This window comes from Stenotrophomonas maltophilia (assembly GCF_003970865.1).
In the GTDB taxonomy this organism is placed as follows: Bacteria; Pseudomonadota; Gammaproteobacteria; order Xanthomonadales; family Xanthomonadaceae; genus Stenotrophomonas; species Stenotrophomonas maltophilia_AR.
In genome coordinates this window covers 14,833-29,715 of record NZ_RXLZ01000061.1, presented here as the reverse complement: position 1 = coordinate 29,715, position 14,883 = coordinate 14,833, and the positions used below count along the sequence as shown (strand labels likewise).

Sequence of the window (14,883 nt, the reverse complement as noted above, 5' to 3'; positions counted from 1 at the left end):
TTTTTTTTTTTTTTTTTTTGTGGCCGGGGGGGCCGCCGGGGTTTGGAGGGGGGGGGTGGGGGGAGGTTGAGAGGTGATAAAGGGCCGGGCGTCGGAGTCGGGGGTGTGGGGGCGCGGCGCGTGGTTGTTTGGGGGAGGACGTGTGCGGCGTGGGGGTTCAGGCGGGTGGTGCGGGTGGACTCGGAAGCGCGACTGTTCCGGGGCCTGAAAGGGCGCCAGTATACCGGGGTTGGCGGCCGCGCTCTGAATGGCCAGCCGCCCGATCCCGCACAGCCGCTGACACCGCGCTAACCCACGCAGCACCGACAATGCCGTTCTGTTCCCCGCAACGAGATGGAAACGATGGCCGAGTGGATCACCCTGGATACGCATCACGGCCCGGTACGGGCCTGGCAGGCCCTGCCGGAGGGCACCCCGCGTGGCGGGCTGGTGGTGGTGCAGGAAATTTTCGGCGCCAACCCGCACATCCGCGGCGTGGCCGAGCGCTTCGCGGCCGAAGGCTACGCGGTGCTTGCGCCGTCGTTCTTCGACCTGGTTGACGGTGCAGAAGCCGATCCGGATGCCCTGCCCTATGACGCCGACGGCGTGAAGCAGGGCCTGGAACGGGTGACCGCACTGGGCATGGAGAAGGCGCTGGAGGTCGTGCGTGCGGCCGCCACCCGGCTGGCACCCCATGGCAAGGTCGGCACGGTGGGCTACTGCTGGGGCGGCACGGTGGCGATGCTGTCGGCCCTGCGCCTGGGCCTGCCCTCGGTCAGCTACTACGGTGCGCGCAATGTCCAGTTCCTGGATGAGACGCCCAAGGCCCCGGTGATCTTCCACTTCGGCGCCCAGGACAAGAGCATCCCGCCGGAGGCGGTCCAGGCCCATCGCGAGAAGCTGCCGCAGATGGCCACCTTCGTCTATCCGGCTGACCACGCCTTCAACCGGGAGGTCGGACATGCGTATGATCCAGACAGCGCCACCCTGGCGCTGCAACGCACCCTGGACTTCTTCTCGGAGCATCTTGGATGAGCGATTTCGAACTCGATTCACGCCTGGCCACCGATAGCGTGCTGGTGGCGGAAGGACCGTTGTCGCAAGTGCGGCTGATGAACGACGAACGATTCCCCTGGCTGGTGCTGGTACCGCGCCTGGCCGGGGTGACCGAGTGGATCGAGCTGGACGGCGAGCAGCAGGACAAGCTGCGCACCGAGCTCAACCGCGCCTGCAAGGCCCTGAAGGGCGCCGACGGGGTGGAGAAGATCAATATCGGTGCGCTGGGCAACATCGTGCGCCAGCTGCATTTCCATGTGATCGGCCGCCATGACGGCGACCCCGCGTGGCCGGGCCCGGTCTGGGGCAGCGGCCCCGCGCACCGCTACGAGCCGGGTGCGCTGGACCAGCATGTCGCCTACTGGAAGGAACGGCTAGGATATCCAGCCCAGTCCTGAGCGTTTGCCGACCCGATGCGATTCAACCTCGTTGCCGCCGTCCTGCTGATCCTGATCGGCCTGTTCATGCTCGCCAGCAACCTCGGCTGGACGCACCTGAACCTGTCCAAGCTGCTGTTGACCTGGTGGCCGGTGGCACTGGTGGGCGTGGGCATCGCGATGCTGTTCGGTCGCGGGAAGTAAGCTGGTGCCGGGCCACGCCCGGCGAGCGCAGCGTGTGGCCGCACCCATGAAAACGCCGGGCATGCCCGGCGTTTTCGTCATGCGATGGCGCGCCGGTCAGGTCCGCGGCAGGGTCACGCCGGTCTGGCCCTGGTACTTGCCGCCACGATCGCGGTACGACGTCTCGCAGATGTCATCGGCGGCCGCCTGGAAGAACAGCATCTGCGCCACGCCTTCATTGGCGTAGATGCGTGCCGGCAGCGGCGTGGTGTTGCTGAATTCCAGGGTGACGTGGCCTTCCCACTCCGGTTCCAGCGGGGTCACGTTGACGATGATGCCGCAGCGCGCGTAGGTGCTCTTGCCCAGGCACACCACCAGGGTGTCGCGCGGGATGCGGAAGTACTCCACGGTGCGCGCCAGCGCGAAGCTGTTCGGCGGGATGATGCATTCATCGCCGACGATATCCACGAAGCTGCCCGGATCGAAGTGCTTGGGATCGACGATGGTCGAGTTGATATTGGTGAACACCTTGAACTCGCGCGAGCAGCGCACGTCGTAGCCGTAGCTGGAGGTGCCGTAGCTGACGATGCGCTCGCCGTTGGCCTGCTTGACCTGCCCGGCCTCGAACGGCTCGATCATGCCGTGCTGCTCGGACATGCGGCGGATCCAACGGTCACTCTTGATGCTCATGCTTTGTCCTGGGGTACGAGGGGGCGCGAGGATTCTAGCAGGGGGCCGGCCGTCGCCGGCGGCCCCTGCCCTGGCACTTACAGCAGCGACGACAGGATCGGGATCGAGGCACGCGGACGCTTGCCAACCTCCTCGATCAGGCGCTGCGCGGCATGGCGGTAGGCCTGGGCCGGGACCGAATCCGGCTGGGCCACGGTGATCGGGGTACCGGAATCGCCCTGCTCGCGGATGCCGATCTGCAGCGGCAGCGAACCCAGCAACGGCACGCCGTACTGCGCGGCCATGCGCTCGCCGCCGCCCTCGCCGAACAGGTGCTCGACATGCCCGCAGCTGCTGCAGGTATGCACCGCCATGTTCTCGACGATGCCCAGCACCGGCACCTCGACCTTCTCGAACATCTTCAGCGCCTTCTTCGCGTCCAGCGTGGCGATGTCCTGCGGCGTGGTGACAATCACTGCACCGGCCAGCGGGATCTTCTGGGTCAGGGTCAGCTGGATGTCACCGGTGCCCGGCGGCAGGTCGATCAGCAGGTAGTCCAGATCATCCCACAGGGTGTCGTTGAACAGCTGGGTCATCGCCGAAGTGGCCATCGGCCCACGCCAGATCATCGGCGTGTCCTCTTCGATCAGGTAGCCGATCGACATGGTGTCCACGCCGAACGCGCGCAGCGGCTCGATGCTCTTGTTGTCGGGGCTTTCCGGGCGGCCGGACAGGCCCAGCATGGCCGGCACGCTCGGCCCGTAGATGTCCGCATCGAGCACGCCCACGCGTGCGCCGAGCTGCTGCAGCGCCACGGCCAGATTGACCGCGGTGGTCGACTTGCCGACGCCCCCCTTGCCCGAACCAACCGCGATCACGTTGCGGATGCGGGCATGCGGCGTGAGTCCCTTCTGGACCTGGCTTGCATGGGGACGGCGGGGAGAACTGTTCACAACGAGCACCGGCGGGGTCAGGGGGAATAACCGAGCATCATACAAGCTGGACGTAACCTGACTGAAATTCAGGATTGCTACAGATTCGTGCACAGATTGTTAAGTTCATGTTACGTTCGATCCGCACTGTTTTGGGCTGCGGAGCTGGCATTTCCAGCCCGCGCGATGGCGCATGCGCAGTGCCGTTTTTGTTTTTGCTCTCCAATGGAACTACATGAACTACGTAAGCAACACCGCACGTCGCAACACGCTCGCCGTCGCCCTGATTTCCGCTCTGATGGCCGCCGCCCCGGCAATGGCCCAGGACAAGGCGACCAACCTGGACAAGATCACCGTCACCGGTTCGCTGATCCCGCAGACCCAGGTTGAAACCCAGACCCCGGTGATGTCCATCACCGCCCAAGACATCCAGACCCGCGGCTTCAGCAGTGTTGCTGAAGTGCTGCAGCAGTCGTCGCTGACCACCGGCGGCCTGCAGGGCGGCCAGACCTCGGGTTCGTTCACCCAGGGCGCCGAAGCTGCCGGCATGTTCGGCCTGAACCCGGGCTACACCAAGTACCTGATCAACGGCCGCCCGATGCTCTCGTATCCGGCGCTGTACAACGGCAGCGAAACCTTCAACAACATCAGCGGCATTCCGATCGACATCGTCGAGCGCATCGAAGTGCTGCCGGGCGGCCAGTCCTCGCTGTACGGCTCGGACGCGATCGCCGGTGTGGTCAACATCATCCTGAAGGAGCGCATGGACGGCGGCACCATGACCCTCCGTGGCGGCACCTACACCGAAGGCGGTGGCAGCAACATCCGCTTCAGCGCCGCCAAGGGCATCAACGCCTTCGACGACCGCTTCCATGCACTGTTCAACGTGCAGATCGAAAACGGCAGCCCGATCTGGGGCTACCAGCGCGACATCACCCGCCAGAACAACCCGGTCGGCTACACCGCCCAGGTGCCGTCGAACGACTTCGCGGTCATCACCAACGCTGACAACAAGCTGCTGATGATGGACCCGAGCCGTTGCGCCAACGTCGCTGGGCTGTATGACGGCACCACCGTGGTCGGCCAGCGCCCGTCGGGCGAGTCCTGCGGTTCGGTGTACAGCGCCGGCTACAAGACCCTGAAGAACGGCAAGAACAGCGGCCAGTTCTACTCGTCGATGACCTTCGACGTGAACGACAACTTCCAGCTGTTCGCCGACGTGCTGTACAGCAAGGAAAAGACCGAGTTCACCTCGGGCTCGAGCGCCCTGTGGTGGGGCACCAAGTCGAGCCTGGGCAGCTTCTACGACCAGGGCCTGGGCAAGGTCGTGAATCTGCAGCGCGCCTTCGCGCCGGAAGAAATCGGCCCGGGCCACTACAACAACATCATGAACTCCGACGAAAGCCGTGCCTACCAGGTCACCCTGGGCGGCAAGGGCATGGTCGGCGACTGGGACTACAGCGCCAGCTTCACCCGTGGTGAGTACCGCCTGGACCAGAATCGCTTCGTGCGCTGGAAAAACAAGATCGATGGCTTCTTCGTCGACAACGTGCTGGGCACCTCGCTGGGCACCACCGCTGATGGCTTCGACATCTACAACCCGAACTACGCGGCCTTCTACTCGCCGATCACCCCGGACCAGTTCGCCAGCTTCACCGGCTACGGTACCCACCGCAGCAAGACCTGGCAGAACCTGGGTCGCGTGCAGGTGACCAACGGCTCGCTGTTCAGCCTGCCGGGCGGCGACGCCGGCCTGGCCGTCGTGCTGGAAGGTGGCAGCGAAGGTTGGGACTACTCGCCGGACCAGGCGTTCGTCGATGGCAATGTGTGGGGCACCACCGCAGTCGCCGGCGCCGGCCACCGCAGCAACTATGCGGTCACCAGCGAACTGCGCATGCCGCTGCACGACATGCTGACCGTCAGCGCATCGGGTCGCTATGACGCCTTCAAGATCGCCGACAAGACCGTCGACAAGGCCACCTACAGCATCGGCCTGGAATTCCGTCCGATCGAAAGCCTGCTGCTGCGCGGCAAGTACGGTACCGCCTTCCGCGCGCCGACCCTGTCCGATGCCTTCCAGGGCATGAGCGGTTCGTACGCGTCCGGCCAGAACGACTACTACCGCTGCAGCCAGTTGGGTTATGGCCTGCGTGATGAGAAGTGCTCGTTCTACAAGAACACCTCGGTGTACAGCGAAAAGTCCGGCAACCCGGACCTGAAGCCGATCACTGCCGATGTCTGGAGCGCAGGCGTGGTGTGGGCCCCGGTCAGCAACTTCTCGCTGTCGGCCGACTACTACAACTGGAAGATCAAGAACGAGGTCAAGACCCTGAGCTCCGACCAGCTGCTGCTGGCCGAGTACCAGTGCCACAACGGCCTGCCGAACAACACCTCGGCCAGCTGCGGCGATGTGACCAACTGGGTGTCCCGCGATGAAAAGAGCGGCAATCTGGAACGCGTGTACACGCCGAAGCTCAACGTTGCCAGCCAGAACCTGGAAGCGGTGACCGTGGCGGCCAAGTACCAGCAGGATATCGGCCGCTTCGGCTCGCTGATGTTCTCCGGCAACTACACCAACATGCTGAAGCGTGAAGTGCAGCCGATGCCGGGCGCTGACAAGCTCGACCTGCTGAGCGATCCGTACAACATGTGGTACTACGACAACTTCGCCAAGGTCCGTGGCGATCTGTCGGTGGCCTGGAACATCGCCAAGTTCACCACCACCGTGTACGCCAACTACGTCGGCAGCACCCCGAACTACCTGGCCTACACCGGCCGCAGCTACGGCTACGTCCACTCCTCCGGCGCCAAGGCCGGCAAGTGGGGTTCGTACACCACGTACAACCTGAGCATGAACTACCAGGCACAGGAAGATCTGGTCCTGTCGCTGATGGTCAACAACGTGTTCAACAAGCTGCCGGAAGGCCAGCGCTACAACTACCCGGGCAACGAGTCGACCCCGTTCAATGACGGCTTCTACAGCGTCTACGGCCGCCAGATCTCGGCCCAGGTCAAGTACAACTTCTGATCCCGTCGTTTTCCGGACTTCGTGTCTGGACCAGGCCCCGCTTCGGCGGGGCCTTTTTTTTGGGGGAGTCCCACCCGGCAACGCGGGCAGGCAAACCCAGAGGCAACTGCGATTGAATGATTTTTCAATAAAAATCAATGCTTTGACTGAGTGAAACCGTTGATGGAAAAACGCGAAATCCACACATTCATGACGAGAACATGAACACTTGACTTGATCGGTTAAGCCCGTGTTAATCTCAAGTTGCAGGCGTGTGAAGCCGGCAGTAAGGAACGGGATCGACATACTCAAGGGGCACAGGGATGTCAGGTGCGGGCACAGTCCCCGGCCGGCGCCAGGTGCGAATGGAATGAATTCAAGGGGATTTCAGTCATGACGCATCGGAAGCTGCTCAGCCGCAACCCGCTGAGCTTCGCACTGGCTTCGGCATTGGTTGTTTCGGTGGCTACTCCGGCCTTCGCACAGGACGCCAGCGAGCAGAGCCAAGGCTCCACCCGCCAGAACACCACCCAGCTCGACAAGGTGACGGTCACCGGTTCGCGCATCAAGCGCGCCGAAGTCGAAGGCCCGGCACCGGTCGTCGTGGTCACCTCCCAGGACATCGAGAAACAAGGGTTCAACACGGTCTATGACGCGCTGAACACCCTGAGCCAGTTCACCGGCTCGGTGCAGAACGAAATGGTCGCCGGTGGCTTCACTCAGAACGCCAATTTCCTGAACCTGCGCGGTCTCGGACCTGGCTATCAGCTGGTGCTGATCAACGGCCGACGCGCCGCTGACTATCCACTGCCGTACAACAGCCAGTCCAACGCCGTGAACCTGGCCAACATTCCAGCCGCAGCAATCGACCGCATCGAAATCCTGTCTGGTGGCGCCTCGGCGATCTACGGTTCGGACGCGGTCGCCGGCGTGGTCAACGTGATCATGAAGACCAACTTCGACGGTGACACCGTCACCGTGCGTGGCGGTACCACCACCCGCGGCGGTGGCGACTCCGGCCGCCTGCAATGGGTTGGCGGCAAGACAGGCAGCAACTGGAGCGTGACCTACGCCTTCGAGGCCATGGAACGCGAGGCGATCTATGCCAGCCAGCGTGACTTCATGGACTCCTACCGCGACGATCCTTCCGTGGATCCAGCCGATGCAACTGCGATCGAAGGCGTGCGCTTCACGGTCAACCGTGGCACCGGCGCGATCCGCGAATGGCCGGCACCCGGTCTGGAGGAAATCTGCGGGCGATTCCCTGAGTTCGAAACCTTCAAGTCCGCACCGAGCGCCCCCGCCGTCAACCGCTGCGGCTACTTCGGCTACCCGGCAACGCAGACCGTGCGCAACTCGGACAGCTCGCAGTCCGGCTACCTGTATGGCACCTTCGACTTCAGCAACGGCATCCAGGCTTGGGCCCAGTTGAGTGCGACGCAGTCGAAGGCAAAAATCGCCAGTGCGACCCGCTTCATCCAGAGCGGTGGCACGCTGGGCATCACCAGCCACTACGATCCGCAGTTCGGCGGTACGGTAGGCAACATCAACCGCTTCTTCACCCCCAGTGAAGTGGGCAGCGAGGGCGCCCGCAACAACTACACCGAGAAGTCCTATGACGTCGCCTTCGGCCTGCGCGGCAATATCGCACAGCGTTTCGACTGGGATGCCACCGTGTCGCACTCAAACTACACTGCGGACCAGAAGTTCAACTGGCCGGTCGCCAGCCGCGTGCGTGATTTCTTCTTCGGGCCGCGACTGGGTACGCGTCCCAACGGATTGCCCATCTATCGCCTGAACGTCGACCGCCTGCTCAATCCGCTGACTCCCGAGCAGATCGCGGCTTTCAGCGAGACCTATTCCAGCACCGCCGAGTCGCAGTCGTCGCAGGCGACCTTCACCCTCAGCGGCGATCTGTTCGAGCTGCCAGCTGGTCCGCTGGCCATGGCTGCCGTTCTGGAAGGCGCGCATCAGAAGTACGACATCTCACCCGATTTCCGCATGCGCCAGGACTACACCGGCACCGATGCACCAATGGGCCGCACCGCCACCGGCGGCGGCGGCAAGCGCAGCCGCTACGCGGCCGGCCTTGAGTTCAGCGTCCCGATCTTCAGCACGTTCAAGGCCAATCTGGCCGGCCGTTATGACAAGTACGACGATGCCAGCTCGGTCGATGCAGCGTCCACTTGGATGGCGGGCCTTGAATGGCGCCCGTTCGAGAGCCTGTTGCTGCGTGGTTCGCACTCCACCAGTTTCCGCGCACCAGACATGCACTACATCTTCGCCCAGCCGTCCGGCTTCTTCCTCAACAACGTGACCGATGAGTACCTGTGCCGCCGTGATGGCCTGAACCCGCTGGACACCAGCCAGTGCGGCCTGGGCACCAACTACAACTATTCCATCCAGGGCGACCGACAGGGTAACCGCAACCTTAAGGAAGAGACCGGCAAGTCGACCACCGTCGGCTTCGTCTGGGACGTGATGGACCAGATGTCGTTGAGTGTGGACTACTACAACATCAAGCTGGAAGGTGCGGTCAAGGATATTTCCTTCGGCTACCTGATGCGCAACGAAGCCGACTGCCGCCTGGGACGGACCCGTGACGGTGCAGCAGTCGACGGCACCTCGGCGGGCTGCGACTACTTCCGCAGCCTGGTTGGCCGTGAGGGCATCAATCCGGCTCTGAGCGAAGATGAGCGGATCGTCGACTACCACTCGGTGCCGTTCAATCAGGCAACCCAGCGCACCTCGGGCCTGGACGTGGCATGGAAGTACAGGATCGATACCGACCGCTGGGGTGACTTCGACCTGGGCCTGAACTGGACCCATGTGCTGAAGCTGGAGGACAAGGAGTTCCCGGGCAGCCCGACCCGAAACGTGCGTGACCACAAGCAGTTCTTCAACTTCCGCAGCCGCATCAACTGGAGCGCGGCGTGGGAGCGTGACGACTGGGCAGCCAGCGTGTATGGCTACCGCTGGGGCTCGCTGCCGAACTGGGGCGAGACCGCTCGCATCGGTTCGTATGTGGTCTGGAATGCCAATGTGCAGAAGAAGATCACCAACAAGGCGACCGTCGGCTTCTATGTGAACAACGTGTTCGACACATTGCGGCCCAAGGACAGGACCTTCAACGAGTACCCGTACTTCTGGTATGCCTACAGCGCAGTCGGCCGCGAGATCTTCGTACAGTTCGAGTACAAGTTGAACTGATCGCACTCTGTCGCATCGAAGAGCCCGGCCCTGCCGGGCTCTTCGCTTTGAAATGCATTCCGTTGCCTCATTTTCAGGGAGATTGCGCATGAAGCATCTGTTGCCCTTGCTCACGGCAGCTATTACGGCGATGGCCCCGGCCACGCATGGCGCGGTACCACAACAGGCCATCAAGGATTTCGTCGGTCATGCGTCCTACGGCACGGTCAAGATCTCGCCCACCGGTGAGTACCTGGCGATCACCGTCGACCAGGGGGACCAGGACGTGCTGACCGTCATCCGTACCAGCGACCTCAGACCCGTCAAGGTGAACGCCCTGCCGGACAAGAAGAGCATCGGTTCGTTCTACTGGACCAGCCCCGACCGTCTGCTGTTCAACGCAGTGAAGAAGCTCGGCGGATATGCGTCACCGATGCCGACCGGTGAGTGGTATGCAGTCAATGCAGACGGCAGCCAGCCGCGGCCACTGATCTATTACGGCACCCGTGACGCCACCCAGCGCGGCAAAGAAGTGAGCGGTGAGCGTTTCGCGTTGCTGGACAGCCTGAAGAACGATGACCAGAACGTGATCATGCAGGTCACCTCGGCACGTTCGGCCGAAGGCGGGAACACCGAAGTAGTTCGCATGGACACCACCAGTGGACGCCGTACGTCCCTGGGCCGCGCCCCGAAAGAAAACTGCAGCATCGCGCTGGATGCAGCCAAGGAACCGCGCTTCGCCATCTGCAGTTCCAGCCGTAACGAAGAGGGCGAGTATGAGGAGCGCAGCGAGCTGTACCGTCGCGACGGCGTCAATTGGACATTGCTCAACGCCTCCAAGAGTGAAGGCAAGCACCTGGACGTGATCACCACCACCAACAATGGCACCGTCTACGCAACCGAGAACGACGGCAAGGTGCCCGCAGCAGTGGGCATCCTCGATACCGCCACCGGCGCGTTCAAGCCTCTGTTCCAGGATCCTGTCGCCGAAGTCTCCAACTACATCTGGTCCACCGACGAAAGTACGCTGATCGGTGTAGTCACGGAAGCTGCCGCACCGGCGGTCAAGCTGATCGACGAATCCCATCCAGACGCAGATCTCTATGCGTCGCTGGCAGCAGCCTTCGAAGGCCAGATGGTGGATTTCTCCAGCTACACCAAGGATGGCCGCAAGATCATCGTCAGCGTCTACAGCGATAGTAATCCCGGCGAGCTGTACCTCTATGACCGCGACAACGGCAAGGCCCGCTTCCTGATGTCACGGCGGCCACAGCTCGACAAGAAGAACATGGCCTCGATCAAGCCGTTCAGCATCACCACGCGCGATGGTCGCAAGGTGTTCGGCTATCTGACACTACCCAACGGTTCCAACGGCAAGGGACTGCCCCTGATCGTCAATCCGCACGGCGGCCCGATCGGTCCACGGGACAACTGGGGGTTCAACCCCGAAGCACAGCTGTTCGCCAATCGCGGCTACGCTACACTGCAGGTCAACTTCCGTGGTTCTTCCGGATACGGCAAGGCCTTCGAGGATGCGGGCCACCGGCAGTGGGACCAGGGTATCCAGAACGACATTCTTGAAGCCACACATTGGGCGATCGACAACGGCTATGCCAACCGTGACCGAATCTGCATCTATGGCGGCAGCTTTGGGGGCTATTCGTCGCTGATGGCCCCGATCCGCGAGCCTGGCCTGTTCAAGTGCGCCTTTGGCTACGTGGGCGTGTACGACGTGGACATGCTGTTCAAGAAAGGCGACATCCCGCAGCGCGACTCCGGCCTGCGCTACCTGCGTCGCACTCATGGCACTGAACGCGCCGATTGGAACCGCGCCTCGCCTGCCCTGCGCGCATCGGAAGTGAAGATCCCGGTATATCTGGCCGCAGGCGCGCGCGATGTGCGAGCGGTGCCGGAGCAGACGGAAATCATGGCCAAGGCACTGACGGCCGCCGGCAACCCACCTGAAGGCGTGATCATCCAGAGCGGTGAGATGCACGGCTTCTACGGTGAAGAGGCACGGGTGAACCTGTACACGGAAATGCTCAAGTTCTTTGACCGCCACATCGGCACCACAAGCAACCGCTGACGGCATGCCACTGGGCGGGTACTGCCCGCCCAGCCTTTTCACGCAGACGGACAATGCACATGAAATACCCGCAATGGATGGCGCACGGAGCACTGCTCGCTGGACTGCTGCTGTCCAGCATTGCCTCAGGTGCCAGGCCGGTACCACCGGATCCAACCCAGGACAGGCTGATGATCACGGCGGGCTTCCTCAACGGCCATCCGGACCTCCGTTTCCGCCTGTTGGCACTGGAGAAGTACAAGGCCGGAAACCGCGTCGACGCGATGCGCTTCTTCCAGTACGCCTCGCAGTACGCCGACAAGCCATCACAGGCGATGGTGGCGGAAATGTTGTGGAATGGTGACGGAACCCCCAAGGACCGTGCGCTCGCCTACGCCTGGATGGACTTGGCAGCGGAGCGCGGCTACGCCGGTTTCCTGGAACTGCGCGAGCGATACTGGCAGCAGTTGAACGGCGATGAACGGGAGCGCGCCCTGCAGAAGGGTGAAGCGATCTACGCTCGCTATGGCGACGCCGCCGCCAAACCACGCATCGCCAGTGTACTGCGGCGTGAACGGCGAGCGGCCACCGGCAGCCGAACCGGGTTCACCGGAAACCTTCGCATCCTCGTGCCCGGTGCGGCCGGTCCCCAGGAAATCGATGGCTCCAAGTTCTACGATGACCGATACTGGGATCCAACGCTCTACCAGGCGTGGCATGACTCAGTATGGAAGAAGCCACGCATCGCGTCGGTCAACGTCGGTGGTATCGAGCAGATCGACAAGGACGCCGTAACATCACGCATTCCCGAGGTAGCGCCGGAGCCGGATGTTGCGGAACCAGACGTCGACGACGAAATGCCCACGCTTCAGGACGAGCCTACCAGGCCCTGACGTATTGAAGCCCGACAGACCCGGCTTTTGCCGGGTCTGTCTTTTCCGGGCCACCAAGCGCCCCCCTTGCGCCCGCCCATGACCTTCGACACCCTTGCAGGGCAGGCTGGCGGCGTATTGTTCGGCCCACGGCCGTCCCCGCGGCCCTTCCCTGACTCACTCGGCCTGGAGGCCATCAAAGTGACCCGTACTCCCAAGATCGTGCTGCTGACCCTGGCCGTTTCGGCCGCGCTGGTCGGCTGCGGCAAGAACGAAACCCCGGCCAAGGACGCCACCGCCTCCACGCCGGCTGCGGCCGAAGCCACCAATTACACCCTGGACGAGAGCAAGCTGCCGGCCTACAACGCCTTCCAGCCCAGCGATCTGGATGCCAGCAAGGACGCCTGCGGCGCCTTCGGCGACTACGTGAACAGCAAGTGGCTGGCCGCCAATGAAATTCCGGGCGACCGCACCAGCTGGGGCGCGTTCACCATCCTCGACGAGCGTTCGGTGGCCGTGCAGCACCAGCTGGCTGAACAGGTCGCGCAGGTCAAGAACCCGAACCATATCGAGAAGATCGTCGGCGACCTGTGGGCCACCGGCATGGACGAAGCCAAGATCAATGCCCAGGGCATCGAGCCGCTGAAGGCCGACCTGACGGCGATCGACAGCCTGCAGGACAAGGCCGCCATCGCCGACTACCTGCGCAGCAGCGCGGCCAAGGGTGACAACGTCCTGTTCGGCTTCGGCGCCGAAGCCGACTTCAAGAACTCGGCGGTCAACCTGGCCTACGCCAGCCAGGGCGGCCTCGGCCTGCCGGACAGCACCTACTACACCGATGCCAAGAACGCCGACAAGCTGAAGGCCTACCAGGCGCACGTCGCCAAGGTGCTGGAGCTGTCCGGCGTCGCCGCTGCCGACGCTGCCAAGCAGGCCGAGGACGTGGTCAAGTTCGAGACCCGCCTGGCCAAGGCCTCCAAGTCGCGCGTCGAGCTGTCGCGCAACGTCGAGCTGTACTACAACCCGGTCACCCTGGCCGACGCCGACAAGCTGACCCCGAACTTCAGCTGGACCGAGTTCTTCAAGTCGCAGGGCGTGGCCGCACCGGAGAAGTTCTCGCTGGCCATGCCGGCCTTCCATGAGGAAGTGAGCAAGGCACTGGGCGACACCGATCCGTCGGTGTGGCGTGCCTACCTGCGCTTCCACACCGTGGACAGCGCCTCGCCGTACCTGGCCGACGCCTTCGTGCAGGAGAACTACGAGTTCTACGGCAAGGCCCTCAACGGCCAGAAGGAACAGAAGCCGCGCTGGAAGCGCGTGCTGGGCACCATCGAGAACGATGCCGGTGAAGCCTTCGGCCAGCTGTACGTGAAGGTTGCCTTCTCGCCGGAAGCCAAGGCGAAGATGGAAGAGCTGGTGAAGAACCTGGCCGCCTCGCTGAAGGAACGCATCCAGGGCCTGAGCTGGATGAGCGATGAAACCAAGGCCAAGGCCATCGCCAAGTGGGAAACCTTCACCCCGAAGATCGGTTACCCGGACAAGTGGCGTGACTGGGCGGGCCTGCAGACCCAGCGCGACAGCTACCTGGGCAATGTGCGCGCGGCCAGTGAGTTCAACTACAAGTTCAACCTGTCCAAGATCGGCAAGCCGGTGGACAAGACCGAGTGGGGCATGACCCCGCAGACGGTCAACGCCTACTACAACCCGCTGCAGAACGAGATCGTGTTCCCGGCCGCCATCCTGCAGCCGCCGTTCTTCGATCCGAAGGCCGACGACGCACTGAACTATGGTGGCATCGGTGCGGTGATCGGCCACGAAATGACCCACGGTTACGACGACCAGGGCGCACGTTTCGGGCCGACCGGCAACATGGAAGACTGGTGGACCGCCGCTGACAAGAAGAACTTCGAAGGCCTCACCGGCAAGCTGGTCAAGCAGTTCGACCAGTACAAGGTCGACGGCCAGGCCGTGAACGGCCACCTGACCCTGGGCGAGAACATCGCCGACCTGGGCGGCCTGGCTACCGCCTACGACGCGCTGCAGAAGGCCTCCGCCGGCAAGGAAGATGCAAAGGTCGATGGCTTCACCCGCGACCAGCGCTTCTTCTTCAACTGGGCCACCGTGTGGCGCACCAAGTACACCCCGGAAAACGCCAAGGTCCGCCTGGCAACCGACCCGCACGCTCCGGCGCAGTTCCGCGCCATGGGTGCGCCGTCGAACCTGCCGACCTTCGCCGCCGCGTTCCAGTGCAAGGCCGGTTCACCGATGGTCCGCGCCGGCGACCAGCAGGTCGTGATCTGGTAAGCCCTGGCTGACGCCAAGGCAGACCTGCGAAGGCCCGGGATTTCCCGGGCCTTTGTTTTTTGGGCAGCGGCCGTCATTCACGCACGCATGGCGTGGATCTACTGCGCGTGTGCTGGTCCACGCCGTTGGTAGATGCCGACCTTGGTCGGCGCACGGCACGGCGGAGCCACCGTGATGCGTGCACGCCACACACCCGGTAGCGCCGGGCCATGCCCGGCGGATGCGCCGTGATGCGTGCATGCCGCGTCGA

At 63.3% G+C, this 14,883-nt stretch carries 10 protein-coding genes; 8 read left to right on the top strand and 2 right to left on the bottom strand.

What is annotated here, in order from left to right; all coding sequences use genetic code 11:
* The first annotated feature begins 342 nt into the window (after nt 1-342).
* The 3 genes from EKL94_RS17700 to EKL94_RS22460 are packed head-to-tail and all read left to right on the top strand — an operon-like array spanning nt 343 to nt 1,616.
* A complete protein-coding gene (locus tag EKL94_RS17700; RefSeq protein WP_126930072.1) occupies nt 343-1,014 on the top strand; it encodes a dienelactone hydrolase family protein in 672 nt (223 codons plus the stop codon).
* On the top strand, nt 1,011-1,433 hold the full coding sequence (locus tag EKL94_RS17695; protein ID WP_010483023.1) for an HIT domain-containing protein: 423 nt from the start codon (nt 1,011-1,013) through the stop codon (nt 1,431-1,433). Before EKL94_RS17700 ends, EKL94_RS17695 begins: the two co-directional genes overlap by 4 nt.
* Nucleotides 1,434-1,448: 15 nt before the next feature.
* Nucleotides 1,449-1,616 carry a LiaI-LiaF-like domain-containing protein gene (locus tag EKL94_RS22460; RefSeq protein WP_005418011.1) on the top strand — a complete coding sequence of 56 codons (168 nt, stop codon included), beginning with the start codon at nt 1,449-1,451 and terminating at the stop codon, nt 1,614-1,616.
* 96 nt (nt 1,617-1,712) lie between these two features.
* Here EKL94_RS22460 and dcd read toward each other — a convergent pair whose 3' ends face one another.
* Both dcd and apbC read right to left on the bottom strand, forming a co-directional pair.
* Nucleotides 1,713-2,285 (bottom strand): dCTP deaminase, encoded by a 573-nt coding sequence (gene dcd, locus EKL94_RS17690; RefSeq protein ID WP_010483020.1) that lies wholly within the window; start codon nt 2,283-2,285, stop codon nt 1,713-1,715.
* Between the two features lie 77 nt (nt 2,286-2,362).
* Nucleotides 2,363-3,217 carry an iron-sulfur cluster carrier protein ApbC gene (apbC, locus tag EKL94_RS17685; protein ID WP_026347084.1) on the bottom strand — a complete coding sequence of 285 codons (855 nt, stop codon included), beginning with the start codon at nt 3,215-3,217 and terminating at the stop codon, nt 2,363-2,365.
* Between the two features lie 214 nt (nt 3,218-3,431).
* On the opposite strand from apbC, the gene EKL94_RS17680 reads away from it, so the two are divergent.
* The 5 genes from EKL94_RS17680 (at nt 3,432) to EKL94_RS17660 (ending at nt 14,633) form a co-directional block, all read left to right on the top strand.
* Nucleotides 3,432-6,224: a TonB-dependent receptor plug domain-containing protein gene (locus EKL94_RS17680; RefSeq protein ID WP_126930071.1), complete on the top strand. Its 2,793-nt coding sequence runs from the start codon at nt 3,432-3,434 to the stop codon at nt 6,222-6,224.
* A gap of 372 nt (nt 6,225-6,596) precedes the next feature.
* Complete coding sequence (locus EKL94_RS17675) at nt 6,597-9,413, top strand: TonB-dependent receptor plug domain-containing protein (protein ID WP_126930070.1); 2,817 nt, start codon at nt 6,597-6,599, stop codon at nt 9,411-9,413.
* An 88-nt stretch (nt 9,414-9,501) separates the two neighbouring features.
* Nucleotides 9,502-11,478, top strand: coding sequence for an alpha/beta hydrolase family protein (locus EKL94_RS17670; protein ID WP_260473456.1), 1,977 nt, complete (start codon nt 9,502-9,504; stop codon nt 11,476-11,478).
* Between the two features lie 59 nt (nt 11,479-11,537).
* On the top strand, nt 11,538-12,350 hold the full coding sequence (locus EKL94_RS17665) for an SEL1-like repeat protein (RefSeq protein WP_126930069.1): 813 nt from the start codon (nt 11,538-11,540) through the stop codon (nt 12,348-12,350).
* A 180-nt stretch (nt 12,351-12,530) separates the two neighbouring features.
* A complete protein-coding gene (locus EKL94_RS17660; protein ID WP_126930068.1) occupies nt 12,531-14,633 on the top strand; it encodes a M13 family metallopeptidase in 2,103 nt (700 codons plus the stop codon).
* The last annotated feature ends 250 nt before the right edge of the window (nt 14,634-14,883 follow it).